Source organism: Phocaeicola vulgatus ATCC 8482, assembly GCF_000012825.1.
In the GTDB taxonomy this organism is placed as follows: domain Bacteria; phylum Bacteroidota; class Bacteroidia; order Bacteroidales; family Bacteroidaceae; genus Phocaeicola; species Phocaeicola vulgatus.
This window is the reverse complement of record NC_009614.1, coordinates 1,252,259-1,278,551: the sequence shown is the minus strand read 5'-3', so window position 1 is coordinate 1,278,551 and position 26,293 is coordinate 1,252,259. Positions and strand designations below refer to the sequence as shown.

16 protein-coding genes and 1 pseudogene are annotated in these 26,293 nt (G+C 47.8%); 6 read left to right on the top strand and 11 right to left on the bottom strand.

Going from position 1 to position 26,293, the window contains the following annotated elements; all coding sequences use genetic code 11:
• Window positions 1-411 precede the first annotated feature (411 nt).
• Both BVU_RS04910 and BVU_RS04905 read left to right on the top strand, forming a co-directional pair.
• Window positions 412-954 (top strand): BfmA/BtgA family mobilization protein, encoded by a 543-nt coding sequence (locus BVU_RS04910; RefSeq protein WP_011964986.1) that lies wholly within the window; start codon window positions 412-414, stop codon window positions 952-954.
• A complete protein-coding gene (locus BVU_RS04905) occupies window positions 944-1,894 on the top strand; it encodes a DUF5712 family protein (RefSeq protein ID WP_041174412.1) in 951 nt (316 codons plus the stop codon). The genes BVU_RS04910 and BVU_RS04905 overlap by 11 nt, the downstream gene beginning before the upstream one ends.
• 12 nt (window positions 1,895-1,906) lie before the next feature.
• Here the strand turns inward: BVU_RS04905 and BVU_RS04900 are convergent, their stop codons facing one another.
• The 7 genes from BVU_RS04900 to BVU_RS04865 all read right to left on the bottom strand — a co-directional run bounded on the left by BVU_RS04900 (window position 1,907) and on the right by BVU_RS04865 (window position 14,640).
• Window positions 1,907-3,511 (bottom strand): type IV secretory system conjugative DNA transfer family protein, encoded by a 1,605-nt coding sequence (locus BVU_RS04900; RefSeq protein WP_011964984.1) that lies wholly within the window; start codon window positions 3,509-3,511, stop codon window positions 1,907-1,909.
• A gap of 411 nt (window positions 3,512-3,922) precedes the next feature.
• Window positions 3,923-7,384, bottom strand: coding sequence for an LPD23 domain-containing protein (locus tag BVU_RS04890; RefSeq protein WP_011964982.1), 3,462 nt, complete (start codon window positions 7,382-7,384; stop codon window positions 3,923-3,925).
• 138 nt (window positions 7,385-7,522) lie between these two features.
• Window positions 7,523-8,878, bottom strand: coding sequence for a hypothetical protein (locus tag BVU_RS04885; protein ID WP_011964981.1), 1,356 nt, complete (start codon window positions 8,876-8,878; stop codon window positions 7,523-7,525).
• A gap of 5 nt (window positions 8,879-8,883) precedes the next feature.
• Complete coding sequence (locus BVU_RS04880) at window positions 8,884-9,288, bottom strand: hypothetical protein (protein ID WP_011964980.1); 405 nt, start codon at window positions 9,286-9,288, stop codon at window positions 8,884-8,886.
• 166 nt (window positions 9,289-9,454) lie between these two features.
• Complete coding sequence (locus tag BVU_RS04875; protein WP_011964979.1) at window positions 9,455-11,092, bottom strand: RagB/SusD family nutrient uptake outer membrane protein; 1,638 nt, start codon at window positions 11,090-11,092, stop codon at window positions 9,455-9,457.
• Window positions 11,093-11,120: 28 nt separating this feature from the next.
• Window positions 11,121-14,216 carry a SusC/RagA family TonB-linked outer membrane protein gene (locus tag BVU_RS04870; RefSeq protein ID WP_011964978.1) on the bottom strand — a complete coding sequence of 1,032 codons (3,096 nt, stop codon included), beginning with the start codon at window positions 14,214-14,216 and terminating at the stop codon, window positions 11,121-11,123.
• A gap of 232 nt (window positions 14,217-14,448) precedes the next feature.
• Entirely contained in the window at window positions 14,449-14,640 is a 192-nt protein-coding gene (locus BVU_RS04865) for a hypothetical protein (RefSeq protein ID WP_011964977.1), read from the bottom strand.
• 892 nt (window positions 14,641-15,532) lie between these two features.
• On the opposite strand from BVU_RS04865, the gene BVU_RS04860 reads away from it, so the two are divergent.
• The gene (locus BVU_RS04860; protein ID WP_041174410.1) at window positions 15,533-15,844 is read left to right on the top strand and encodes a hypothetical protein; all 312 of its coding nucleotides are present in this window, start codon (window positions 15,533-15,535) and stop codon (window positions 15,842-15,844) included.
• Between the two features lie 893 nt (window positions 15,845-16,737).
• On the opposite strand, the pseudogene BVU_RS04850 reads toward BVU_RS04860, so the two are convergent.
• Together BVU_RS04850 and BVU_RS04845 are read right to left on the bottom strand one after the other, a co-directional pair.
• Window positions 16,738-17,677: pseudogene (locus tag BVU_RS04850) on the bottom strand (DNA adenine methylase).
• Window positions 17,667-17,909 carry a hypothetical protein gene (locus tag BVU_RS04845; protein ID WP_008671547.1) on the bottom strand — a complete coding sequence of 81 codons (243 nt, stop codon included), beginning with the start codon at window positions 17,907-17,909 and terminating at the stop codon, window positions 17,667-17,669. The pseudogene BVU_RS04850 and the gene BVU_RS04845 overlap by 11 nt, the downstream one beginning before the upstream one ends.
• 495 nt (window positions 17,910-18,404) lie before the next feature.
• Between BVU_RS04845 and BVU_RS04840 the strand changes: the two genes are divergently transcribed.
• The 3 genes from BVU_RS04840 to BVU_RS04830 all read left to right on the top strand — a co-directional run bounded on the left by BVU_RS04840 (window position 18,405) and on the right by BVU_RS04830 (window position 21,318).
• Window positions 18,405-19,139 carry a ParA family protein gene (locus BVU_RS04840; protein WP_011964973.1) on the top strand — a complete coding sequence of 245 codons (735 nt, stop codon included), beginning with the start codon at window positions 18,405-18,407 and terminating at the stop codon, window positions 19,137-19,139.
• 15 nt (window positions 19,140-19,154) lie between these two features.
• On the top strand, window positions 19,155-19,433 hold the full coding sequence (locus tag BVU_RS04835) for a hypothetical protein (RefSeq protein WP_011964972.1): 279 nt from the start codon (window positions 19,155-19,157) through the stop codon (window positions 19,431-19,433).
• A gap of 70 nt (window positions 19,434-19,503) precedes the next feature.
• The gene (locus BVU_RS04830; protein WP_011964971.1) at window positions 19,504-21,318 is read left to right on the top strand and encodes a fimbrillin family protein; all 1,815 of its coding nucleotides are present in this window, start codon (window positions 19,504-19,506) and stop codon (window positions 21,316-21,318) included.
• Window positions 21,319-21,604: 286 nt separating this feature from the next.
• Here the strand turns inward: BVU_RS04830 and BVU_RS04825 are convergent, their stop codons facing one another.
• On the bottom strand, window positions 21,605-23,251 hold the full coding sequence (locus BVU_RS04825; protein WP_011964970.1) for a Gfo/Idh/MocA family protein: 1,647 nt from the start codon (window positions 23,249-23,251) through the stop codon (window positions 21,605-21,607).
• A gap of 131 nt (window positions 23,252-23,382) precedes the next feature.
• Entirely contained in the window at window positions 23,383-26,292 is a 2,910-nt protein-coding gene (locus BVU_RS04820) for a M60 family metallopeptidase (RefSeq protein WP_011964969.1), read from the bottom strand.
• Window position 26,293 lies beyond the last annotated feature (1 nt).

Genomic DNA, 26,293 nt, shown 5'->3' with positions numbered 1-26,293 from the left:
TTCTTTTCATGGGATGGACCTCCCCTAAAAACGCCTTGTTCCGGACATGCCACGCTGCCCTTCCTTACCGGGGGGCTAAGGGGTTCATCCCCTTAGTGAATTCCTAATAAGGAAGAGCAAGAGGTGTTCCCGCACACGTGAACATGAATCGACGCATAGCGTTGATATACAATAGTTTAATTATATGCAATGTTACAGGTCGCGCATACATTTGTATGCACCTTTTCTCCTTTCTCTCTGGTTCGCAGTGGGTTAAGTTGTGGGCATCTCCGTATGCGTGTCCGATATTTTACTAATTTTCAGCAAGTTATAAAACTTTTACCTCTCTGCGACAGGTGGCGCTTGCAGGAGAAAACAAAAACAAGTAGCTTTGTGACAGCTATTTACATGTATAACTAAAACGCATACAACATGAAAGAACATTCAATAAAGTCGGTCAGGCTTACTCCCACGGTAAAAGCCCGTCTGGACACCTTTAAGGGAAGCGATACGGTCAGTGTCTGTGTGGACAGAATGATTACTTTTTTTGAAATAACGGGATTCAACCCCCGTTACGCATCCAAAAATCCGACAGCCTTGGTGGAGAAAAGAATTGAGGATCTTATTAAGATCATAAAGTCCCAGGAACGTGACATCTTCAAGCCCATTCTTGATAAACTGGTCGGCATGGGAGGCGGCCTCCATGAATCCCCGGACTATGCAAGGCTGATGAATGAGATGCATGATCTGCAGGAAAGGAACAGGAAGCTCCAGCAACAGCTGGCGGAGTACGGGGAGGGCTCCCCGGCGGATGTGGAAAAAGAACGGGAGAAGCTCCGCAGGCTGGCAGAACTGATAAAATTCCAGCTCAATCCGGACAAGTTCCCGAAGGTGAAATTCAATGATGATGTCAAGGTTCCCGTCAGCACCCTGCAGCTGCTCATCAAGAAGATCAACGAGGAATATGTACTGTAAAGTCCACCGGCCTGTAAATACTCCGGGCGTGTCGGACAACAAGGGAAAATGCGTGCAGCTGGTGGAATATCTCAGCAAGGAGCTGAAGGAGGAACGTCCTTATTATGATAATTTTTTTTCACAGAAAGAGGACTATGTGACCCCTCTGACCGTCATGCATCATATGGACAACAACCACAGGACACTGAAACGGAACGACGACAAGTTCTATATGCTCACCATCAATCCCAGCGGTGAGGAGCAGCAGCACCTCATTGAAAAAGTGACCGGGGAAAAGACCGGTGAATTCCCGGAGCTCTCCCCGGAGCAGCAGAAAGAAGTCCTGGCTGAAATGAAACGGCTCACCCGTGAGTGCATGGATGAATATGCCCGTAATTTTTACCGGGAGAAGATCAGGTCCGGTGACGATCTGGTATGGTATGGGCGTGTGGAAACAGAACGCCACTATAAAGGCGATGATCCCGAGGTGAAAGCCGGCAAGGCAAAAGCCGGTGAAAGGAAGCCGGGACTGCAGCTGCATGTGCATATTATCGTCTCCCGCATGGACAGATCCCAGACCGTGTCCCTTTCCCCGCTGTCCAAGAGCAGGGGAAACCGGCAGGTTCTCGACGGCAGGGATGTGGTGGTCGGCTTTGACCGTTCCCAGTGGTCCGCCCGGTGCGCCTCCAGGTTCAACCGGCTGTATGGCTACTTCCCTTACTGCCGGTCCAAGGATGAGGGCCTGAAGGAATATTCCGGGGAATGGAAGGTAAGGAACGAGTTGCGGAACGAGACTGTATCGAGAATCAAGCGTGAGATCCTGCACGGGGAGTTCAGGGAGGAAAGGCGGCTGTACATGAATGTCTGCCGTCTGTACCGGTTCGTGGTGAATCCCAGGAAGGCCATCATCCAGGAACTGAAAAGGCTGGGGACCGATCTTCTGACCGGAAGGGAAAGATGAGGGCCGGTCCGTTCACTCACACGGGAACAGCTCCCGTACCTCCTCAAGAATCCTTGCGAAGTTCCTGCCCAGCTCTCCCGGCTCAAGGACCCGAACATCGGGCAGGGGCTCCTCGTTCCTGTCGTCATACATCTCCAGCTTTACCTTGAAGTAGCTGACGTTGGCACGCGTGGCGGAACCGATGAACTCCCCGGGTTCCAGATCCGCAAAATCCTTTCCCTGATAGATGTCCTCTTTCTGGGACGATACGGTCACGCTCCTGTTCGTGCTTCCCCCGCTTTTTCCCGCGCTGCGGGATCTCCGTTCCTTTTCCTCCTTTCCGAACATCATGGGATAATATTTCAATGACTCCACGTCTTTGGTCCGTCCGAAAAACTGGTTCCCGAAGTTGGCTTCCACGGATGAACGGTCGAGCCTGCCATACTGGTTCTCCACCTTGGAACCGGACTGTGTTAAAAGAACAAAGGCGCAAAGATACTCACGCAGGACGGAAGGCAGCGTCTCAAAGTTTTTGATATTGACTGTCGTCATCTCGTCCAGGAAATAGACGAAAGGAACCTTGTTCCGCATGGTGAACTGCCGGGAAGATATGGTCATGAGCATGCCGATGACCGGAGCATAGACCGAGTTCTTGGAGAAGTTGTTGCTGATGGCAAAAAGTTTCGGATTTTCCGGATCGATCAGGTTGAAATCGAAATCGTCCCCTGAAAGGACATAGGCGATCTCCTCGTTCTGTGAAACGGTGGCCAGATTGTTACACAGCGTGGAGAGATAGGATGCCTGGGTCTTCTCGGAACCTTCCGCCTTCAGATAGGCGCCGGCCAGCATTTCCGACACGAGGTTCTGCTGCAGGAACAGGGAGAGCTGCCTTGCCGAGGCGGTCATGATGAAGGCCAGTATATGCGGCAGCGTGCAATGCTCGGGGAACTCGTCCCAGAACCGGAACGCCACGCCGCGGAGGATGCCCAGACCTCCGGCGACCCATTCGTTCTGCTGTTCCTTCTTGGGAAGCAGCGCGAGCAGCACGTCCTCCATCAGCTGGATCAGTTCCGTGCGGTCCCTCACCACCTTGAGCGGGTTGAACCGGTACGACCGTTCAGGCCTGTCGAAACTGACATAGTAGAACTTGTGCGGATACCTGTGCCTTTTAATGAGGTTGTAGGCGGTACGGGTATAGTCCGTATCCTTGAAGTCATAGATGAATCCGGCGAATCCCAGCCGCATGTATTCGCTCAGAAGCCATTTTCCGATACTTTTCGTCTTTCCGGAACCGGCCCCTCCGTAAACCAGGAAGTTGGAGTAATGGTAATAGAATTCGAGCCGGGACTCCCGGATTCCTGACCTGACCGGCAGCCGGATGGGATCAGCCCCGTTCCCCTTTGCCGGGGTTCTGGACAGGTCCCATATCCGGGAAAGGAAGAGGATTATGAACGAGGCGGCCGCCGGACACAGCATGTATCCGGGGAAGAACAGGTGGGCCAGAAAGGTCTCGCCCGAGAGGCATGCAAGAAATGCGACCAGGTTGACATACCATCTCCGGCTCAGCATGCAGCAGGCCGTTATCAGTGACAGCACTGCCAGAAGCGACAGCTTGCAATAGAAAATGTAATGTTCCATTGTACTTTTTTAGTTTTTACAGCTATTTACTTTATTAATATCATACTTTATAAGTAATCCGGTCCAATTACTGCATTTCCGCCTGGAAGGAGTGTCCCTTTTCCCCGGCCGGAAACAGACACCTGACCGTATATCCGGAAGGGACCCGTACCATGACCAGGGGGCTTTCACATCCCGGCAGCACGGTAGGCCGTCCCCTCAACAGGGAGATCCATCTGGCCGGGGATATCCTTTCCGGCCTCGCGCCGGCTCCACGGATAGTCTCCAGCATCATGGTCATGTCATGGGGGACACCGTTCACATACAGGGTGGCCCCTTCTCCGGAAATCCGGATTTCCCGCCTTCCCCATGAAAGGCTTATAGTGTTTTTTTCACCGCACTCGTCCATATCTTATTTTTCCGTATCCTGTTTTACATTTCCATTCCCGACTCTCTTGCACTCCCCGGTGACACACCGGATATCCTCATCCCGTATCCGGCCGGTTCCCTTACGGCCATGAGCTTCCTGCCGTCGGGAAGGATGATGCCGCCGTTAAAGACGGCTTTCCAGTCCTCCTGCCCGAGAGAGGCGGGGCTGATCCCCGCTTTTCTCATCCGTTCCAGAAGGGAGGTCGCATCCGTTTCGACCCCTTGCCGCCTGAGAACCGCCCGCCCGTATCCGCAGGAGAGTTCAAGGTCTCCTCTTGCCGTCTGTATTACGGCCGGTTCCGCAATTCCGGTGAGATTTTTCCGGCTGGCGGCGAGTATGCCCCTCAGTTCCCTTGTGCCGATTTCCAGGCAGAAGCCCAGCTTTCGGAGGAGATTCCGGAAGGCGGTGACAATCCTGTCCCATGAGGATTGGTCCGTACCGGCCTCGGCCATCCGGGCCAGATACTCTTCCGTTGCGACACGTATGTCCGTCTTGTCTGCAGCCGCCATCCGGAGAATCTCATCCCGTACTTTTTCTCCGCATCCGTTGAAGATGTCATCCAGAAAAGCATCCATATGCTTGGGACCTGCAAGCTTTCTGAGGCCGTAATGTGCCACACCCTCATGCAGCAGGGTACGCTCGACGTCCGCTTTCCCCCGGGCATGTGGAAGATACAGGCAGATACGTTGCGAGGGGATGTCATACCAGCCCCGGATGTCTTTCCCGCAGGAGAGCAGGTCGCGTATGTCGGGAGAGCCTGCCTCGTCGGCATGACGGATCACTTCCACCGGAATATGCAGTTTCCCGGCCAGAAAAGACACATGACGTGCGAGCTCGTCCATCCGGACGTCCCTTGAAAGGAATATCTGCCCGTCCCGGGCGATATCCTCGGTGGAAACGGCAAGCGTGTTCCGTCTTTGGGCGGAAGTAAAATCCAGCCTGCTTTCCACATTGCGCGCTTCCACCTCCCCGGCAGTGGAACGGTATTCCTGTATGCCGCTTTTAAACCGGCCGATGTCATTCACCAGGTCAAAGATGTTCTCATATCCGTACTTCTCAGCCACGAGGCTGAGGGGATAGTCATAATGTCTCAGTATTGTCCCGTAGGGCACTTTCCGGTCAAGTGCGGCAAATATGCCTTTGGGGGTATTGTCGAAACCGCCGCCCTCCAGAATCCTTCCGTCAGTGGCCCGCACGATGTCCAGGATCACATTCTCCACCGTGTTTTTAAACTCCCCGGGATTGCTTCCCCGCGCAAAGCCCTCCATGGTCTGTATTGCGTGCTGTATCTCATGGGCCAGGACAGACCTCACATCATCAGTCCGGGAGATGTTTATCACGATTCTGTTGTCCGGATGGAGGTAGCCCCCGCAATAGTCGGCCGACGGCAGGTCCACAAATTCCAGCCGGGTCCGTTTCATTTCAGGATAGGCCTGGAACAGTTCATCGTCTTTCACATAGTCATCAAGATAGATCCGTTCACGCAGCTCGTCCTGTTCCTTCAGTCCGGCTGCCAGCTCCGTCAGTTCCTCAAACCGTTTCCACTCCGCTTCAGAGAGTGTTTCGCCCTCTATCTGCCGGTCAAGAAGATTTTCAAGCTCCCCATGCCAGGACTGTTTTTCCAGCAGTCGTGAATAGCCCAGATCTCCGGCCGGATGGTATTCGAAATCCGCCGTCTCATAACGCCACTTGCTATCAGCCCCGCGTTCCCAGCCTGTCGCCGCCTTTATTGTTCCGGCATCCTTGCCGGACTTTTCCATTTCGCGGGCGACGGCGAGGTTCTCCAGCCGCAGGGAGGCCCCTTCAGACCGGTCAAGTCTGGAGGCCCCTTTCTCTCCGATGAAGCGGAAACGTTCATGTGCGGTTATCTTCAGGTCGGCCTCGCTGAAAATGACATAGTTCCGCGCGCCGTCAGCCCGGCCGCCGGTTGAACACTCCGCCGGATAGTCAATCCCGGTAAAACCCGCCCGCGAAAGAAACCCGCTGGCAAGCCGCTGTGAATCGGTATCCCGGTCCGGATTCATGAACATATGGTCCAAAAAGCCGTAGAACTCTTTCCCGCTGTTCCATACATGCGACCTGCCGCTCCAGAACTCCGCCGTGGCTTCCGGAAAGAAGAAACGTTCCTTGCGGAGCTGCAGGAATATCTTTCCCTGCTGCTCCGCGGATACCGGCCTGTCCCAGTACAGATAGTTCATCCCGTTGTCTTCCGGAATTTCCACCGTATAGAGGTGGCGCGGCGGCTCAATGCGTATCCTGCCCGCATCTATGTCGGAAAGCAGCTCCTGCTTCTGCCGCTCGAATGCCTTCCTCCGTCCGCTGTGTGCGCTTGCGATACGCCCGTCCATATACACGGAAGAAATGTTCCGTTTCAAACTGTCCACATCGGTGGAAGAAAGGATCTGGCGTTTCCATATTCTCCATACCTCATCAAAATAATATTCGTTGTCAAGCACCGGGGATAAAGGCTCCCCGTCATAGGTGATGTGGTTTCCCCGCTTTATACCGATGGCCGCATATTTGCGGGCGATTCCTTTCACTTCCGTCACGTATGTCCCCCATCCGTAGGCCTGCGCCCCTTCACCGGTTCCGGTAAAGGCATGGTCGAAATGCCCGAAGGAGGCCGGACTGCCGTGATAGACCTGACGGAAGCGGATGTTGTCATTTGATGTGGAAAACGCGCCCGTGTTTTCATAAGCGTCCTTCAACTGTCCGGGAGACATCACGGCTATGTATTTCACTCCCTCGTCGTAACCGACAAGCCCGTCATAGCCCGCCTCCCTGATTTTGGACAAAAACTCCGGGGTTTCCGTCAACATCCAGCAGTTTCTTTTGCTTGATGCCAGCTCCAGCGCTTTCTCCGGGGATACCGTACCTCCTTTTCCTCCATAAAAAGACAGGACAGGTATCTCGCTGCCCAATGACTGCAGGATTTTTTTTACGGCCTGCCCGTCTTTCGGGTCAAAAGGGTTTCTTGAATTTACATACAGGTCATACACGTATCCTTCTTCCGTCCATTGTTCATTGCCATATTTGTCATCAGGCATGCTCATTGCACGCGTCTCTGCAATACCTCTTGCCTTTTCCGCATCGACGGAGGTGAAAATCAGGCCGGAATATTCACCGCCCTTGAATGTGTGGAACGGAGCCTTTTGGGGTATATAAGTGATCCCGTCCCTCTGCCATCCCCTCTCGGGAGTAATCTGGTCTCTGCGCAAAGGTGTTCCATGGTGGACAACCAGAGGCTCGCCATTCTCATCGACAATCCTTGAAGCTGCCTCCGGTACATTTTCCCAGTCTCCAAACCAGTTCTTGAATGCTCTGGTGCGCACTTGGACCCACTGCCTCTCATTCAGGGAAGTCGGACTGCCGTTCGGAGCTTTCATGTATATGCCGTCCGCCTTGCCACGTGTGACAAGTTCCAGTTCTTCGTCCGTGACATGTTTATCGGAAGTATGTGTCATTGTTTGCCGGCTTAATATGATACCTTGTTCATAAAGTCATAAAGAGTTTTATCAGCAAAAAACTTGTTTACTTATTTACATTTCCGAAATTTAAAGTAAATAAGTAAACAAGTGATATATGTAGAATGCAAATGTTACTTACATTTCCGCATTGGCCTGCCGGCTTGCCTGGTTTATGGTGCCTGCCGCCTTCAGTGCATATCCCGCGGGTGTTCTGGCAAGCATCAGTGCGCTTCCTTTTCCTGCGGCTCCGGATGCGCCGGAAACAAGGGGCGGCTGTACGGCCTTCCCCTTCATCAGGGAGTGCCATTCCCCGGCTTTCATGTTTTCCACGGCCACCCTTTCCTTGCGTAGTTCCTTGACAATCTTCCCCACATTGCATTCCTTCCTTTCCGGAACGGCTGCCGAGTTGAATTTTTCATAAGCTTTGACAAGCTTCTTCTCCCTGTTTTTCCCGGCAGCCGAGACCTCGCTTTCCCGTTCCGCGGCGTTGTCCGAGTACTGCGCCTCGTAAGTGGCCTGGAAGTACTCCCTGTTTATTTCCCTGATCTCGCTATCCAGTTTTTCCACCGCCTCTCTGACCTGCTTTGCCGAAGGTTTCTTTGCCACGTCCTCCGCCGCTTTCTTTCCGGAGTCTCCGGAGGTTTCGGATGTCCGGGCCGCTGCCGCCTCCTTGCCGGCGGCATTTTCCAGTCTGAGGCCGTACATTTCCATCGCCAGTCTTTTGATCTCTTCTGTAGGCGAACTGATAAACGGTGCCGCATCCCGGTCTGCGTTCAGAACGACAGACTGCACCTTTTCCGTAGGGTTTTCTATATACCGGATATTCATCGGATCGTTTCTGACAGCCGCCAGTTGTACAGCCTCGGACGGGGCGGACACGTATCTGATGTTCTCTCCCTTGGCCTGCACCGCCGCCAGCCGCACGCTTTCCTCAGGCTGCCTGATCTGCCGGAAGATATCCGGACTTCTCTGGACGGCCATATGCTGCACCTTCTCCGTCGGTTCCGCTATATGACGGATGCATTCCGGATTTTTCTGTACGGCTGCCAGCTGTACTTTTTCTGTCGGCTCCCTGATTGCCGAGAGATACCGGGGATCTTTCAGGACGGCCGTCAGCTGTACCTTTTCTGCGGGCTTCTGCAGCAGGAAGATGCATTCCGGTCTCTTCTCGACGGCTTTCAGCTGTACTTTTTCCGTAGGGTTTGGGATGAAGCCGACATAGGAAGGCCTGATGCCTATGACCGTCAGCTGTACCCTCTCACTTGGCGAAGTGATGAAATGGATGTTGTGCGGTGCGTTTCTGACAGCTGTCAGCTGTACCTTTTCCGTCGGTTTCTCAATAAAGCAGATGACACTTCTGTCCCTTCTGACCGCGGCCATCTGGACACGGGCGGAAGGGTTGGCGATCATGCTGATGGCGCGGGGATTGCTCAATACCGCCCTCATGTCCTTGTCGAACAGCGCGGCAAGGTGTTCCAGGATTGTAGGCATGGCTTTCAATGTTTAAAGGATTTGACTTCATCAAAAAACTCCTTTACGGCTTCCGTATCCGGTTCTCCGAGTTTCCTGTTCCCCTTCATCCGGAATACCAGCCTCCGGGCTGCGGCCAGAATACCGGTTGTGGGCGGCAGGTCCGCCTTGAACATCCTTTCCACGGCCGTGAAGCAGGCCAGGGGGGATGGGGCCTGCATGAGAAGGACACTTTCAGGAGAGGCAATTACGGCGGAAAGCTGTACTTTTTCCGTAGTGTTGGTGAACAGCCGGACAAGTTCCGGCTTTTTCTGTACGGCGGCAATCTGTACTTTTTCTGTCGGCTCTTTGATCCTTTGGATTGCGTCCGGATTGTCCAGAACTGCTGCAAGTTGTGCATGTTCCGGCAACAGGTTGTTTTCATTTGGCATGGTAGTTTCTTTTTTATGTTATATTTCGGATACAATGATAGGAGAATACACTGCAATTGTATTGCGCTTAATAAAAATTAAGAAGGTGCATCGTGTATTACGACACACCTTCCATTTTTTTATTGGATTTCCATTCTAATTACAAAAGACCGATACTGTCATTGTATTAATACCCGGGGTTTTGCTCAAGATTCGGGTTATTATCAATAGCTCCCTGAGGAATTGGATTGTATCGATTATGCACTTTGAATACACGGTCTTCAATCTTCTTGTCAGTAGCAGGGGCGTTCGTGTCAATCTCCGCACGTTTCGTCGGATCAGTCTCGGCATAATTTACAGTTCCGACAACCCTTTCCAAAACACCATTCAGGACTGTTTCTGCAACCATCTTTCCATTATCATCTTTCCAGCGCAGAATATCAGCCCGACGCACACCTTCCCCGGCCAATTCCACCCCACGTTCACGGCGGATCAGCCGGCGTAATGTTTCCTTTGAAGCATACTTCTCACGATCCACTTTCGGCATTCCTACACGTCCACGAATCAGATCCAGTTTGTCATAAACATCTGCAGACGGACCAGAAAGTTCATTGACTGCTTCCGCATAAGTAAGCAACACTTCTGCATAGCGGATTACAATAGGGCAGGCATTCGTGTTCCAAATACCATTAGCATATTGTTCATCCAAATATTTTCTCCAGGTTAAGGCGGTCTTTGAAGCATTGTTCGCAGAAGGAGGATAGTTTGCATTATCCTTACCATTGATTGTCTTGTCCAGTGTATTGACTACAGTGCCATTCCAGTCCATTCCTGGGTATATAATGGTCATGGCCATACGTGGATCGCGACCGGCAAACGGATGGTTTGGGTCATAAGAGCCGGATTCCTCTTTGGTCAAGCCGTCAGCCATTTCATAAGTATCCACCAGGTTCTGAGTCGGAACAATGGAGGACCAGCCACCGTCACCATTATTATACATCTGGCCTATTGTGCCCAATTCCAAAGTGGAATTCACATATTGAACAGCCAAAATAATCTCTTTTGAGTCCTGACCGGCAACTTTGAACAAATTACTGTAGTCCGGTTCCAGATCGTACTGTTTCAAATTCATGATGGCCTCGGCCATTTCTTTTGCTTTCACATAATCACCATAATACAGTGCGCTGCGCATTCGGATTGCCATAGCAGCGCCCTTTGCGATCCGTCCCCTTTCAGAGGGAGATGCATTCAGTTCACCGATGGCTGTGTCCAATTCTGTATTGACGTAATTTTTCACTTCCTCCTCCGACTTGCGGGGAACTTTAGCTTCATCTGCTGAGTTATAGTTGTCAATCACAGGCACTCCTCCATACCACCAGTTCATAACAAAATAGCGATAAGCGCGAATAGTACGGACCTGACCGATCAAATCGTTTTTGGTCTGCTCATTGGAAAATGGGATCTCCTTTACCTTTTCCAGGAATGTGTTACAACGGCGGATGACTGAGAAATCATAAAAGCTTGCAACAGCCCCTGACGGAGTCATTGTACCGTTGCCAATGGTCTTATAGTTTTCCCATTCAAAGTTGTTATATCCAAAATCCGACCCGCAGTCGAGATATAAGATATTGCCACCATCTTCCCAGCTGGAAGTATCGTAGTTATTACCGCCATAACACCCGATAGCAAATTTTTGGGCATCATCCTCGGTTTTCCACGTAGTGGCAGGAGACAGGGCATCCAATGGAGCTGTATCTAGAAAATCAGAGCAAGATGTAATCATTGTCACCGCTCCTATGATCATATATTGTTTCAAGTATTTCATAATTCCATTTTTTTTAGTCTATAACAATTTAGAATGTAACATTAACGCCGAATGCATGAGTACGTAATAGAGGATAGGAAGACAGCCGTTGGCTTGTGGATTCAGGGTCTATATTGATCTTCATCTTATCAAAAGTCAATAGATTCTCTACAGAATAGTAAATACGGATATTCTCAACACCAACCGAATTCAACCAGCCTTTCGGCAAAGTATATCCCAACTGCAAATTTTTCAGACGCAAATAACTTGTATCTTGTAACCAAAAATCCGATTGTACCGAACGGCTGCTACTGGCCGAGTTTGTATCGTAAAAAATACGTGGCATGGAGGCATCATGGTTATCGGGTGTCCAGGCATCTCTCCAAATAGTAGCCGGATGAGCAGCGTCACCCGAGAAATTACCATACACCTCGTATCCGTCAAACAGGCGTTTCACACCCGCCGCACCATTGAACATCAATGATAAGTCAATTCCTTTCCAGCCCGCATTTATATTGAATCCGTAAATAATTTTAGGATCGGAACTTCCACAATATTCACGGTCATCAGCTGTCAGTTTACCATCTTTATTTGTATCCACATAACGCAAATCGCCTGCCTTGAAAGTTTTACCGAAAGGATTACCGTATTTGGCCGTATATGCATCAGCTTCTTCTTGAGAATTAAAAAATCCATCCGCCCTATAAATATAATAGGAATTCATTGCTTCACCTACCTTATTACGCTGGCTGTAACCATCAGTAGCATCCAGGTACTTGTTAGGGTCGCCGCCTCCCAGATCCAGAATTTCATTCTTATTGTAAGAGAAATTGCCCGCAATTCCGAAATCAACCTGACCTATTTTTGTATTGTAGCTTAAATTTATTTCTATACCACTGTTTCTCATAGAGCCTACATTATCCTTATAGGCATCCAAAGCAAATTCTTTAGGGACTGTCACATCCATAATTATACCAGTAGTCTTCCGATTATAATAATCCAGAGAACCATTCAGTTTATTGAATAAAGTAAAGTCAACGCCGACTCCCCAAGTAGAGGCTTTTTCCCATGAAATGGTTTCCAGACGATATTTCCGTTGATAATAACCAGAATTCAAAGAGCCTCCAAATGCATATTTGGAATCGAGATTATACGTGTTCAAGGCAGGATAATAGTCATTATTACTGCCACTCAATGCATCCTGATTACCCAGCTGCCCCCAAGAAGCTCGAATTTTCAGTCCGGACAACCAGCTGTCTTTTGCACTTTCCATAAATGCTTCCTCGCTGATGCGCCATGCACCCGAGAAAGAAGGAAAATATCCCCAACGGTGACCTTCCGCAAAACGGGAAGAGGCGTCCGCACGAATGTTGGCTTCCAAGAGATATTTACCTGCAAAATCATAGTTAATACGGGCAAACCATGAAATCATTGCCAATTCAGCTGTATACCCTTCATTGCTTTGGGTAGAAGCATCACCGGCATTCATATCCGTCAATTCATTATTAGGGAATTTCTTGCGGACGGCTTTCTGATATTTATAATTATATTTTTCCGTATGCCATCCCAACAGACCCTTAATATTATGCTTGCCGAAATTTTTATTGTAGTTCAATAAGGCGTCATAGTTTGTGCGGTCCCATTTATAAAAACGCTCGTCCAACTGACTGGGATCAGATTCTTTATTCTCATTATACTTTATATATTTTTGGAAATAATTGTAATTTTGTAAATTGTTGACGTAAGCACCTTGCAAGGTTAATTTTAAGCCATCAAATATTTCATAGTCTACAGCGGCCATCCCCGAAAAATTATAATTGTCACGGTTCACCTTCATGCCCGAATCTAACCAGGCAATGGGACTGCCGTCTGAAATTGTGCCCCAAGTGCCGTCATCATAGCGGGCTACAATCCAAGGAGCGATCAAATTCAACTGCCTGATGATCTGATCCGAGCTACCCCCGTAGTAGGCGGAACTGGCGTCACTGTAATCATTTTTAATGAAAGACAGGTTCATGCGCGCACTCAAACGTTTATTAATCTTCATGTCCAGATTGGTACGCGCATTAAACTGTTCACGCCCTGCGTTAGGCAAAATACCTGTTTGGTTCAAATATCCCAGCGAGGCCATATATTTTACATTTTCAGAACCACCGTTGATATTGACATTATGGCGATGTTGAACACCCGTCTTATATGCCAGGTCATACCAGTCGGTATCCGGATAGAGCGGGTCATTCCCGTCTTTAAACTTTTGCAGCTCGGTATCATTGAAACGCTTCGACATACCTTCAGCCTCCAATGCCTGATTCAGCAGGGATGCGTATTCGTATGACCCCATACGCTCAATCATATTCGTTGCATTCTGGAAACTTAGATAACCACTGTAGGAAATTTTAGTCTGTCCGGTCTTGCCGCGTTTGGTAGTTATCAAAACAACACCGTTGGCAGCTTTAGAACCATAAATTGCTGCCGAAGCAGCATCCTTCAATACAGAAATGCTTTCTATGTCATTAGGGTCGACCGCACTCAATGTACCGGTTTCAATGCCATCCACTAAAATATAAGGTCCCGCTTCATTCAATGTGCCGATCCCACGAACACGGATTTTGCCGGCATCCTGCCCCGGTGCCCCGTTGGTTCCTGTAATAGCAACACCCGGCATCAAACCTTGCAAACCACTGGATACATTCTGAATAGGACGATTCTCCAACTCTTTGCTGTCTACCATAGCAACAGAACCTGAAAGATTCGCCTTTTTCTGTGTGCCATAACCTACTACCACAACCTCACTTAGAGTCTTTGAATCTTCTTTCAAGATAACATTCAGCGGGCTGCCGTTCCATTTAATCTCTTGTGTCTGATATCCCACATAAGAGATTACAATCACATCTCCTTTCTTAATCCCATCGAGGCTAAAATTACCATCAAAATCGGTAATTGTTCCGTTAGTGGTACCTTTTACTACAACAGAGGCTCCAATAACAGACTCTCCGGTAGCATCTTTCACAAGTCCTTTGCATATTCCCGCTTGCTGTGTGGTCGCGAAAGAATTTGCTCCAGAGGCCGTAGCTGTAGAAATTGTTCCGGAGAATAAAGTTCCAAGGAATAATACCATACTAACAGATTGCAGTCTTTTTAACATAATATTGAGTTTTGAGGTTTATTAAAACTATAGATATTTAAAATTTTAATAACTATAATTTCAATTTGATTTAAATTAACGTCGCAAATATATAATAATTTTTAAAGAGACGCAATAACAGATGAAAAAGTTTGAGTTGAAATGGAAATTATACAATTATATAAGTATCCGGAAAGTTGGTCCCCATTATGGATTATAACAAATTTGATAACATGTCTTATTGAAGTTTGTACTAATATTCTTGACCACCTGTCAGGGTCATTGCTTCAGGATTAAACTGGACGGGGACTGTTTGGGGACTCTTCCGGTATTGTAGCTCGCCATCCAAAAACATTGCATGGATATTGAGCGAGTCAGGGGGCGAGAACGATGCAGGAACTGTCACTCCATTGATAATTTCTGGGCAGTACTTGTTTATATACATTTCTTCTGGAAGCCCATTGGAGTGAATATTGGACCATTCAAAGTTGATGTCAACAGCATACAAAGATGAAGAAGCACATAATTCATGTGAGATCTTTATTCTAAAAACATCAAACTAAAAAACCGCTCCTACTTGTCACAAGCCGGAACGGTTCAGATTAGTTACGTTTTGACAATCTACTTTATTTCTCAAGAACAAAACAATGGTGGATTTGTTCACAACAGCTTATCCGAAAAGAAATGCACAGTAGGAAAACACAAAAACTCCCCAGCTTATCACAAGCCAGGGAGTCATAAGGGAAAATCCCCATACGCCCTTATTCCTAATGGTAACAACATGATGAAACCCTATCATACACTGTCAGGACGACATGGGATGCACTTTTCTCCTGTTTCTTCACATATGAAAAAAGACAGAAAAGATGTATTCAGTCCCGTTTCTGTATTCTGCAGTCCTTTACGTTGCAATAGTGCAGGAAGGGGTCAGCCCTTGAACCTGTACATGTGCCTCACGGCATGTTCATATGACATCTTTGAATAACATCAATCGGACCTTCACAGGCCTGAAAGGGAAAATGAAATACTGCGGTCACTTCAACAGAAACATACAGACACATCAAAAGTACAGTTTAACAAAAAAAACAAAATAAAGGATCGAATTGTTTTGAAACACGGGATGTTTTATATATTTTAACAAGAAGATAATGGAATATATTCTTCCTGCAATACGGGAGCTTCCTTCACGGCAGAAGGAAGCGGCAACATATCCATATAATCCGAAGGTTCGCAACCGCCTGGAAAGGAGTAGTGAAAGGTCTGACAAAGCCGGGCCCATAAGTTCACTCAGGAAGATAAGGCAGCGTGTGCCCCGACAATAAGAATGTCTGTAAAAAATGGAATACCGTGCACTGTATTCCACCATACCAAAAAGAACCGGTGAAACAGCCGGAAGGAACGCCTGGCATTATGTTTCTAACAGTAAGGGCGGAAAACATTGTAGAAATCCTATTACCGCCTTGAACGTATACGGACGACAGCCCGAAAACGACACCTGCAAAGAACAGGCAGATGAATACAAACAGACAGGTAAGTTTTCTCCAAAGTATCCTCCCCGGCTGACTCTGATAACCCTCCCGGCAAACCGGGAGGGGATCCACATACACACTCCATGCATAAGCCCTTCCCGCATTTGCTGCATAGGTTGACCGCATCCCTGTCCGAATAATAGCAACATTTCATCCGCACGTTTTTATATACATATAAATATATAATAAAATCACAGAAATTGCACAGGTTTATAAAATTATTACCGAAGAATGAGCATTCCGTATGGCAGGTATAATATTATATGAAAAAATGCCTTTCCGGACCGTCACGGACCAGAAAAGGCATATTCTCATTATAGGAATAGGATACGGCTATATACGCATGATATTTGAGACTGATAACATTAGGTATAAATTGTTTCCGTACCGTATCCTCTATTGGATAACGAGTTCATGCCCGTATTGTTCATCATATGTTTTTTCAGTCACATAACGGCCAGATACCATATCCAAATTATAATTTATACACCAGTCTTTGATACAAGAAAGGGAAACTGTCTGAAACATATAGTCCAGACAATCCCTTTCCATATCACGGTACAGGTAAGCTCTCTTGCAATACCGGCACATGTGCCTCGCGGCATGCTGATCTAACATCTATAAATAAAACTTCCGAACTTCCGGCTTATCACAAGCGGGAAAGACAAAAATAATTTGGTGGAAGCGAGTTAACACAGCTTGTTATTTTTATATAAACATATTTTCTGATAGAAAGTTCAATCTAAATTTGGCTTTAATATTTTTTTAATAAATAAAAAGAACGGATATTAACGAATAAACTATATGGTTCGTTTTTTTCTTTATTTAAATTCTGTCAATAAATACCGATAAAAAAGGTAACATGTACTTTGGTCGCAAATATTATGATCAGGCCGCTTTGGTTTCAATTATGATATTTAATGAAAGGACGCTTGCAATGAATGCATCTGCCAAATGAAAGAAGGTGTGCATTTTGCACACCTTCAAGTGGAATTTAAGGTGGTGTGGCCGTTTCAGGCCGCTTCAGTCATTTCCTTGTACAGCATGATGTCCGTATAGGACGAACTGTAGTTCATTCTGGCCGTGAGGGTGGATATGCCGGCCCCCTTGAAAGGATTGCCGGTTTCAGGATGTTCCTCCATCCACCGGCAGAAATCCAGTATGGGGGATTTGCCGGAAGTGAAATAGATGAAAGGGTGTCCTTCCAGTACCAGCAGGACATCCAGATAGTCCGTAAGTTTCCAGTCCATCCTGTATGTGCTGATGTCCGTCGCCATGTAGGGGGGATCTATCAGAAAGACCACATCCGGGGAGTCCCTGTACCTGTCCACCAGCTCCCTGTAGTCACAGTATACCACCTCGAGTCCGTCAAGATAGCCCTCGCAGCAGTAGTCGCTCAGGCGCATATTGTTGTAGAAATTCAGTTTTCCGAGCTCCCCGATGTTCCTGGCATATTTGCCGGAGAACAGCAGGGAGGAAGAGATGGTGAGATAGTCCACAAAGCCGGTGCTTTCCTCCCGGCGGATACGTTCCAGGAACATACCGTGCATCTTCTTGGAGAGCATCCTGTGGCGGGGGATTCCTTCTGAGAGGCGGCGGAGGTCGGAAAGCAGGGCGTTCGTCCGGCTGATGTTCTCCAGACGCTCGCGGTAGTTGTCGTGGTCATTGTAGATTACGGTTGCATCGGGTCTTTCCCGCTTGGTGATGTGCGAGAGCAGTCCGGAACCGCCGAACAGATCGACGAACACTGTCCTGTCACTGAAACGCTTCAAGACTTTTCTGAATTCCGATGCGAACATGCGTTTCTGTCCCACAAAAGGAAGCGGGGCCTGACTGTAGTGGTACTTTTTCATTGCTGTAATCATTCTGTCGTGTAAGAGTGTTTATGTTTCGGATACAAAGTTCATTTCTTCTCCCCATGAAAGCAAAAATTCCACTCTTTTCATACTGCATGGAACGTACATTCTTTTTTGAACCGCCCGAGAATCTCATACACCTTTCTTTCGGAAACGCCATGTCTGGCCGAGAGAAAGGCCACACAATACGTCACCTTTTCACCTTTGCGGCGCATTTGTTCGTACTCCTTGTACAGGTCGATATATTTGTAGTCGTCCGGCTTGTAACCTGTCCCGGCCAGACGCTCCAGAAGCTCCCTATTAAAATTTAGGATCTCAAACAGTGTCATAGCAAATATTTTTCTATCTTTGCAGAGCCAATCATTTATTAAACACAAAAAACGAAGCCACGACAGAGGGTATTTGCCCCCGGTCGCGTGGCTTCGCTCGTGTAGTTAATAAGTGATTGGCGTTACTTTTTAACAGGCCGGGGGCTTTTTTACTTTACTTCCCATATAAAAATCCCCGCAGATCTTTTTTTATTATGCGTATATGTGACAGGCTTTGCGTCTTTAAGGCTGCAAGATATACTACAAGGCTGCAATTTCGTTGCAGCATGACTTTTATTTTCAGAAAAACACGTTTGTTTCTATGGAAAGTGTACTTATTTATATATTAAAGTAAATAAGTAATATACATGATTATGTATATTTTCATATTTAAGTATGTAATGTGAAATATATTTAAAGTATAATACTAATAAAGTAAATATGTAGAAAAATATTTGGTAAACATTTCAAAAATGCGTATCTTTACATCGTAATAATCAAGGAGATAGACAAATCATGAAAACAATTACGACAGCATGTGTAAACCACAAGGGCGGTGTGGCAAAGACCACTTCGCTGCTGAATCTGGCGGCCGGAATCGCACGGCTGCACGGAAAGAAGGTATGTATCATAGATGCGGACCCGCAGGCGAACACGACGATGGCGGCGTTCGGGGAGGAAATGGCAAGTCTTCCCCAGGATGTCATGCTCGAGAGTGTGCTGCAGGAAATCATGCAGGACAGACCCCTGGAGCTGAAGCCTCTCACGTGGTTGGACAGGGTGGATGTGCTGCCGGCGTCCTTGGACCTGGCGGCCACGGAAGTGATCATGAATACCACCCCCGGGAGGGAATTTCTTTTCAGGGAAATAATAAGAGGCCTGGAAAAGAAATATGACCATATTCTGATAGACTGTCCTCCCTCATTGGGCATCATCACACAGAACGCGCTTATGGCGAGTGATTTTGTGATCATACCCACGGACGGGAACTATTTCGCCATGAAAGGAATCGAGAAGATACATTATATCATCGGCCTGCTCAGAAGGAAACTCGGCGCGGAGGTCAGGATTCTCGGTTACTTCATGACAAAATACAATGCGGGAAGAAAGCTGGACGTGGACATCAGGGAGAGTCTGATAGAAACATTGGGGGAGAGCGTGTTCGAGACAACCATACGGAACAACGGGGCAAGGGATTACCGGAGTCTGACTGAGGAATTCCTTAAAAGGATCAGGAAAATGAACAAATAATAAAGGAGAAGGAATATGAAAGAATTCAAGTCGAAAGGGATTTCCTTGGAAAATATGGTGGGAGCAGACCCCATGAAAGAAAAAAAAATGGCGAGGACACCGGGAAAGGCGTATAACCAGACCATTGTCCTGACCGAGGATCTGGTATGGGAACTGAGGACATTTGCCGCGGACCACCGTTACAGAGGGGTAAAGACTGTCATAGAAGCGATGATAGGCTGCTTTCTCAGGGAGGACGGGACATTGGACCGCGACAGGTTGGAGCAGTTCTGGAAAGAATACGTAAAGAAGTAAAGTTTTATATTACTTTTGAAGTAAATAATATTTCAAAGTAAGATACTTATAAACTGAAAGAAGTAATACAATGAAAATTTTAAGGTATATATTGTTGGGCTCACTCACATGTGCATTATCCGCATGTGAAAAGGATGAGATCCTGCCGGAACCTGAACCGCCGGTTGTCACCCCGGGGGATGATCCGGGAAAGGATGAGGAAGAAAAGATACGGCTCGGAATAACCGCATCGTTGCAGGCGATGCAGACAAAAGGAATCATAGAGGCATTCCTGCCGGGACATGAGATGGGGGTGTTTATCTGTACTACTGACACCGGCTCTCCATATGTATATAATGTGCCTTATGCCTTTGACGGTAAAAAATGGAATGCCGGCGGGGACGCTCCGGTAGAGGGTGATTCGGAGGTGGCCGCTTATCTGCCGTACAACGGACAGGCATCAGGGGACAGGCTCATCCCTTTTGAACTGGCGGACCAGCACGACATCCTGTATGGAAGGACAACGGTCACCAGGGACATTCCGACAGCGGATATTGAGATGAAACATGCCATGAGCCTGGTGCGCATCAAAATTCTGAAAAATGAATATATGGGAGAAGGCATTGTTTCAAATATAAGGTTTGACAATGTGATCACAAGGATGACGCTTGACATCAGGCGGGAAACCAACTCCCCCCTGATATTCGATTTCTCAAGCAGGGGGAGCCTGCAAGCTGGCGGCAACTATCATCTGAACGATGCAGATCCGGTGGTAGTGGAGACAATTCTTCCCCCTGTCTACGGTTATGACCAGAAAGCGACAGTCTGTTTTACCATTGACGGAAAGGAATATCCCTATGAGTTCCACAGGGACCATGAATGGGAGGCGGGAATGAAATACACCTATACACTGAAAATGACGGGAAACTACAACTCCCCGGTCAACATGGAGCAGGTGGACATCGATGTGGAGTACTGGAGCCGGTATGGCAAGACGGACCAGATTATACTCAACCCGAATCCGGACGACTATCCTTTCAAGGTATGGCCCAATTATACCGAATACGGCTATGACTGCTATCAGAATGAAGGCAAGGTGTTCGGAACCTTTTACAATCCCTATTGCGATAACGGCGAGGGAGAGTTACGGTTTGTATTTATGAGGCCGGGTACGAATGAGATTGTGGAGCAGTTCCAGCCGATAGACATCAAGACGAATGGGGCATGGGATGGAAAACGTATCCAGTGCTATGTGACTTCCGCTCCCGGTACATACCAGCTTGTGCCGTTATTCCGCAAGAAAGGAGAAACGATGTGGTGCAGGGCAGTGGGATATTCCTATGGCAGTACAGACGAGGAATGGCTGTATGAGGTGAAAGCACCTGCATCGGATGACCTGCCGGCATTGCGCATGATGGAAGTGGAAGGACAGGGATATACCTCTATTCTTGCATATCCGGTCCCTGATGATGATCCGTGGAATCTGGTATATACTTTATCCAACCGGGGGGAAAAGGCGCTAAGGGGCGAAATAAAAGCGGTCTGGGAACGTGAGTTCAAGCTGAAGTCCAATTCATATAGTCCAAGTACCAAAAAGAAAGGAGCAGTAAACGATGAGGAATGGAAAGATGAAATCGGTAAGGATTCTGTGGACATTCCGACAGGAACACGTTTCTGGAAGGGTATTATGAGTTGTAAATTCCCAGTTAAAAGACTTGCTCCCCGACATGATGGAGTAAAATATGCCATTCCAGTCTTACATTTATATTGGAGAGCTGAAAATTCCAATGAGTGGATATTACTTCGTTGTGATGCGGATTATCTGTTCAACTGCAATTATACAGGAGATTATATATGGGATGAAACGACGAATTATGTGAAAGTCATGCCACAAAGTTGGCATTAAAATTTAGGCAAATAACCCAAATAAAGAAATTGAAATATAATTCATTGAAATGACATAAGATGAATTTAAGGTGGAAAATCCCCGCTGCAGTGATGCACCGGGGATTTGTTTTCTTATTACGATATCATAAATTAAAACTCCATCTGTTGCACTTTGATTCAACTATTTCCCAATTTATTCATTGAATAATATCCTGTGCCCCTATTTTCTCATATTTTGACTTAGGAACTGTTTTAAATCCGCTTCAGAAAAAAAATATTCAGTTTCTTAAATCCTTCTGCGAGACTTACTTTTTTACTTTCAGCTTTTTAGCCAGCTGCTGATGAGCTTTGGCTTTGGCGCGTTGGTAGATTTTCAGAGCTTTGTCCTGGGCTTTCTCATCGGCTGCATTTTTTACGTTATCATAGAGTGTCCAGAGATTGGCAGCAGCAGCTACCTCTTTCTGGGCGATGGTATATGCTTCGGCCTTGGCTTCGGTAGCTTCTTCTTCTTCTGCCGAAGCATAGGCGTGCTTATACCCCTTCATTTCATCCCAATGACCGCGGGTAAAATCGGGGAAAGTCACAGCTGCACAGTTGTTATCCATCGACAGAGCGCCCAATTCCGAGAGACAGCACCATTCGGCTAGATCATAGACATCCATATCAAGCGGCAAACCGTTTTGCAAGCAGTACACCAGGCGAGCATCCATGATGTAATCCATGCCACCATGCCCCATGGCACGCCCCTTTTCGCCAAACTTGGTGAGGATAGGGTGATAATATTTCTTTTCAAGGGCCTCCTTCTGAGCGTCATTCAGAAAACTGTGGGCATTGATATCGTCCATGTTGGGCGCAGTATCTTTCATGACATCGCCCGACAAGGCATATTCGGGTGTGGGGTACTTGGTGGCGTAGCCTTTAGTTCCGGTCAGCTTAAACAGGCGGTTGTATGGCTGCGGTGTCATGACGTTGTGTTGAATTTCCACTACCTTGCCACGAGCTGTGCGCATCAGCGTAGTAGTGTGGTCACCGTTGCGGAATTCCTTTGGTTCCTTGCCGGTGAGGTTCTCGACATATTGCTTACCCACAAAACTTTCGGTATCCATAGCTACCAAGGTAGTGAAGCGGTCTCCGCGGTGAATGTCCATACATTGAGCCACTGGACCCAGACCATGGGTGGCATACACATCACCGCGGTTCTCCATATTATACTTCATGCGCCAATGCAAGTTGTCGGTATCGTTGTCGTTAGGATCTTGCCAGTACGACTTCCAAAAAGCCGACAGTTCGTGGATGTAAGCGCCTTCAGCCCGAATGATTTCGCCGAATACTCCATCCTTAGCCATGGCCAAGGCATTCATCTCATAATAGTCATAGCAGCAGTTCTCTAGGATGAAGCAGTGCAGGCGTGTCTGTTCAGAGAGATCAATCAAGCTCCAGCATTGCTCTAGGTTCATGGCCGATGGCACTTCTATAGCCACGTGCTTGCCATGTTTCATGGCATACTTAGCCACAGGGAAGTGGTGATTCCAGTCAGTGGCAATATACACCAGATCGATGTCTGGACGTTGACAAAGGGTTTCATACCCTTTCTCACCTGAATAGATATCGGCCGGAATCAAGCTGGCATCACGTAGGTATTTCTGGGATGCCTCTGCACGGTCTTCTTCGTAGTCGCATAGTGCCACGACTTCTACACCTGGGATGTTGCAGAAGCGCCACACCGCCCAAGGGCCGCGCATACCCAAGCCCACAAAAGCCACACGCACGGTTTCCATCTTCGGAGCGGTAAGACCGAGCACATGCTGTTGGTCGGTCGGCCGCTCAGGGGTTTCTATTACAAGGGTTCCCTTATCCCAATGGATTTGGGTAGAGGGGGACAGTGATTGCGCCTGAAGGCCGCTAATAGACAGCAACATCAAGACAGATAACAAAAGCTTTTTCAGTTTCATACTACTATTTTTTTTACCAAATAAACGGTTGAGCGGGCGAGGCTCTGTGATTGATTCGTTTGACCTCCCTGCCGCCTGAGCCTCTTTTCAGAAGCGACAGGAAGGTCGTATAATGAACTGCAGACAAACGCTTAGCGGGCTGTCAACAGGATGCGCTGTCCATCAGCCTGTACAGCATACACCTTGGCACTGCTTTGATATACCTTAGATGGCACTGTAAAGGTGAAAGAGTTGGAGAAATACAGCAGGCGGCTGTTTGCTTCGTTTTCACGCACCTCAAAAGCCACCGCTTCTTCACCGTCACTCACACGGATAGTAGCACCTTGATGTGAAGAACTGAGAGTGTAGGTGGGCACCTTCGAAATCTTGGTATGATTCTTAAACACCTCGTAGTAACCTACATCACCTGACTCTTGCGCACGAGGATCGCTCGACGGGAAGAAATCACGCTTCCGGTCTTCGATGTACTGAATGGGTGCCGCCTTCGGATACTTCTTGTTTTGAATGTATGCCTTGGTTTCACATATCATTTGTTCGGTCACTGTATATTGTGCTTGGCCATACTGCTCAATGGGGGCATCAACCGCCTTGAAGAATCCCCAGGTTTCAAAGAACTCGGTAAGGTCCTCCTGTGTGGCATCACACACTGCTTTGACAAAGGCCATCTGCCTCTGTCCCGGCTGATGGGTAGGCACATGCTGATACGTGGTGCGCATCAGCTCGAAAATCTTCGGCCATACCATGGGTTTCTTGTCGTGTCCTTTACATAGTTCGTAGTAAAGCCACAACTGCCAATTCATGCGCATGTGGATCTCCGTATCTTCGCCTTGGTGCGTAGCACTACCCATGTTATACCAAGCCTGATTCTGTCCATAGACACATTCCGCCAGGTAATCCAAGCCCCGGCCACGTGATTTGTATTTGCCCAACTGGTAGATGATGTAGTTAGAGAAGAGATTGTTGCTCGACTCCGTAGATCCCATCCAGTCAATAGCCAGCTGATGCACATGACCTATTTCGTGAGCCGGTCCCCAAGCATTGTCCTCAGCTAACATCACCTTATCATATAAGAGGATGTTGTCCAAATAGGTATAGACAAAAGCTATTCGGTAATCGGATGCCCACATATACGCTCCCTCCGGCGAGATAGCAAAGAGGTGGTTATTGAACTGGTTAGCATGCATTTTGTCAATACCCATCAGGCTTTGTTCCCACTCCACGATATTATCCCAAAGGTGGATGGCCGAAAGAATCTCGGTGCGCACATGTTTCAGCATCTCCGAGCGATGGAAGTAGAAAATCATCTTTTCACCTTTCACTCCGAAGTATTTATCGGTAGCTTTGGAAAGCAGTTCAGCGTACTTCTCATTGGTCTGATGACGCTGCAGATCGAAATAGCCGGTCACCTGTCCGCTACCTAGCGGAATATGAATACGGATGGAGGTAGGATTCGACTGGAGGTCAGCCGTATACATCACAAACAGCTGGCCGCGGTTGCGGATGGTGATTTTATTCACTCCTTCTTTGAGAAAATAAATATCGCCTGAAGCTGCTGTCTGCACATAATTCTTCTCTTCGCCGAAGCTTGTGGTTTCCTCCCCGATACACTGCAGCGCGACAGGGTAGCCGTGAGTATTGCCCACTAGGACAATAATTTCATCGTTCGCCTCGACCGCGATACCGGTAAGATTATCCAGACAACTGTAGTGTTTGGTCATCAGCCTATCGGCCCACACGTTGATGTCGCTATAAGCCTGATAATCCTGGATACGGAATTCTTTCTCCCAGGCATCGTAGGTACCGTTTTTCAACTGCGTGGCAAGGTTGACAAAGTAGCCCGGCAACTGATTGATCTGTTCTAAGGTGGCTTCTGGCTTCAGTTCACTACAGGTAATGTCTGTAAACACCGCCAGCAGTTGTTGTTCGAGCTTGTTGTCCGGATTCTTTTGAAAAAACTCCATCTCCGAACAGCTCACAAAATTACCTGCTCCCGATTCTACAGCGAACTTCACTTTGGTGACTTTTTTCACTCTCTGGCTGAATACCACGCGGCTGGCGTTGTTCTGCATTTGAAAATCATAATTGCCTTGCAACTGATACTCGGGCATTTCGACTGAAGCAGTGTAAATCTTCAGCTTGCCGAAGTTACCGTTGCCGCTACGCGAATGGTAGAGGATGTAATCTAAATCCCGGGTGCCATCGAACTCATACTCCAGTGTCACTGGGAAGTGGGCTTCCTGTCCCCAGGGCGAGTGATAATGTTTCTCATCGAATTTCCCGTCGTAGGTATGTTCAATGCCATAACCTGGCTGCAATTCACTGGCTACAGCCGAAATAGGGGTCAACTTCACATCACCTTCCACTTCTACATCCGATGATTCCGACGCTTTCTTTTTCTGTGTCAAGGTCAAGGTTTCCTGCAGCAGACTATCTTTATACGCAGTAAAGGTCAAGGTTACGGTACGAGCTTCGTACAAGGGATTGGCGGCGGCATGATAAGGATAATTCTTCGATACTAGGGCACGGGTAGCCGGCGCTTCCACTGCCTGCAACCAGTCGCCTTCGGCCGACTTCTCCACCGCATATTCTATGTTGGAAGTGACTGTAACAATTACCTCGCCGCCCTCGGCCTCGAGCGTAGAAACCGAACTCTTGACGAGCAGAGCCGGACCGTAACCCAATTGTTTGACATGAATTTCATAATTCTTCACCAGTGACTTTACCGTCACCACGGCTTCACGTATCTCAGGCTCCTCACTCGCCTTCACCAAAATCTTAATGCTCGGCTTCGAAGTAGACAAATCTTTAGCCGCAATACACCAATCTTGGTTAGAAGCCACATCCCACCGACTTGCATCGAGGGTAGTGCTGACCGGTATAGATAGCTCTCCCTTTTCCTTGGTAAAATTCTGTTGTAAATCTACTTCTGCAAGAGTGAATTTTTGGATCTGTTCATCCCCGGAATTATCATCGCTGCATCCATAGACGCCAAATACATAGAAGGGCAAAAGCATCAATAAAAGGGTTGGTAATATTTTCATA

Excerpts from the sequence above, each read along its gene's own strand:
- BVU_RS04825 (WP_011964970.1), bottom strand. The coding sequence starts at position 23,251 with ATGAAACTGAAAAAGCTTTTGTTATCTGTCTTGATGTTGCTGTCTATT.
- BVU_RS04820 (WP_011964969.1), bottom strand. The coding sequence starts at position 26,292 with ATGAAAATATTACCAACCCTTTTATTGATGCTTTTGCCCTTCTATGTA.
- BVU_RS04875 (WP_011964979.1), bottom strand. The coding sequence starts at position 11,092 with ATGAAATACTTGAAACAATATATGATCATAGGAGCGGTGACAATGATT.
- BVU_RS04880 (WP_011964980.1), bottom strand. The coding sequence starts at position 9,288 with ATGCCAAATGAAAACAACCTGTTGCCGGAACATGCACAACTTGCAGCA.
- BVU_RS04890 (WP_011964982.1), bottom strand. The coding sequence starts at position 7,384 with ATGACACATACTTCCGATAAACATGTCACGGACGAAGAACTGGAACTT.
- BVU_RS04905 (WP_041174412.1), top strand. The coding sequence starts at position 944 with ATGTACTGTAAAGTCCACCGGCCTGTAAATACTCCGGGCGTGTCGGAC.
- BVU_RS04865 (WP_011964977.1), bottom strand. The coding sequence starts at position 14,640 with ATGTATATAAACAAGTACTGCCCAGAAATTATCAATGGAGTGACAGTT.
- BVU_RS04830 (WP_011964971.1), top strand. The coding sequence starts at position 19,504 with ATGAAAATTTTAAGGTATATATTGTTGGGCTCACTCACATGTGCATTA.
- BVU_RS04860 (WP_041174410.1), top strand. The coding sequence starts at position 15,533 with ATGGAATACCGTGCACTGTATTCCACCATACCAAAAAGAACCGGTGAA.
- BVU_RS04845 (WP_008671547.1), bottom strand. The coding sequence starts at position 17,909 with ATGACACTGTTTGAGATCCTAAATTTTAATAGGGAGCTTCTGGAGCGT.
- BVU_RS04885 (WP_011964981.1), bottom strand. The coding sequence starts at position 8,878 with ATGCCTACAATCCTGGAACACCTTGCCGCGCTGTTCGACAAGGACATG.
- BVU_RS04840 (WP_011964973.1), top strand. The coding sequence starts at position 18,405 with ATGAAAACAATTACGACAGCATGTGTAAACCACAAGGGCGGTGTGGCA.
- BVU_RS04900 (WP_011964984.1), bottom strand. The coding sequence starts at position 3,511 with ATGGAACATTACATTTTCTATTGCAAGCTGTCGCTTCTGGCAGTGCTG.
- BVU_RS04910 (WP_011964986.1), top strand. The coding sequence starts at position 412 with ATGAAAGAACATTCAATAAAGTCGGTCAGGCTTACTCCCACGGTAAAA.
- BVU_RS04870 (WP_011964978.1), bottom strand. The coding sequence starts at position 14,216 with ATGTTAAAAAGACTGCAATCTGTTAGTATGGTATTATTCCTTGGAACT.
- BVU_RS04835 (WP_011964972.1), top strand. The coding sequence starts at position 19,155 with ATGAAAGAATTCAAGTCGAAAGGGATTTCCTTGGAAAATATGGTGGGA.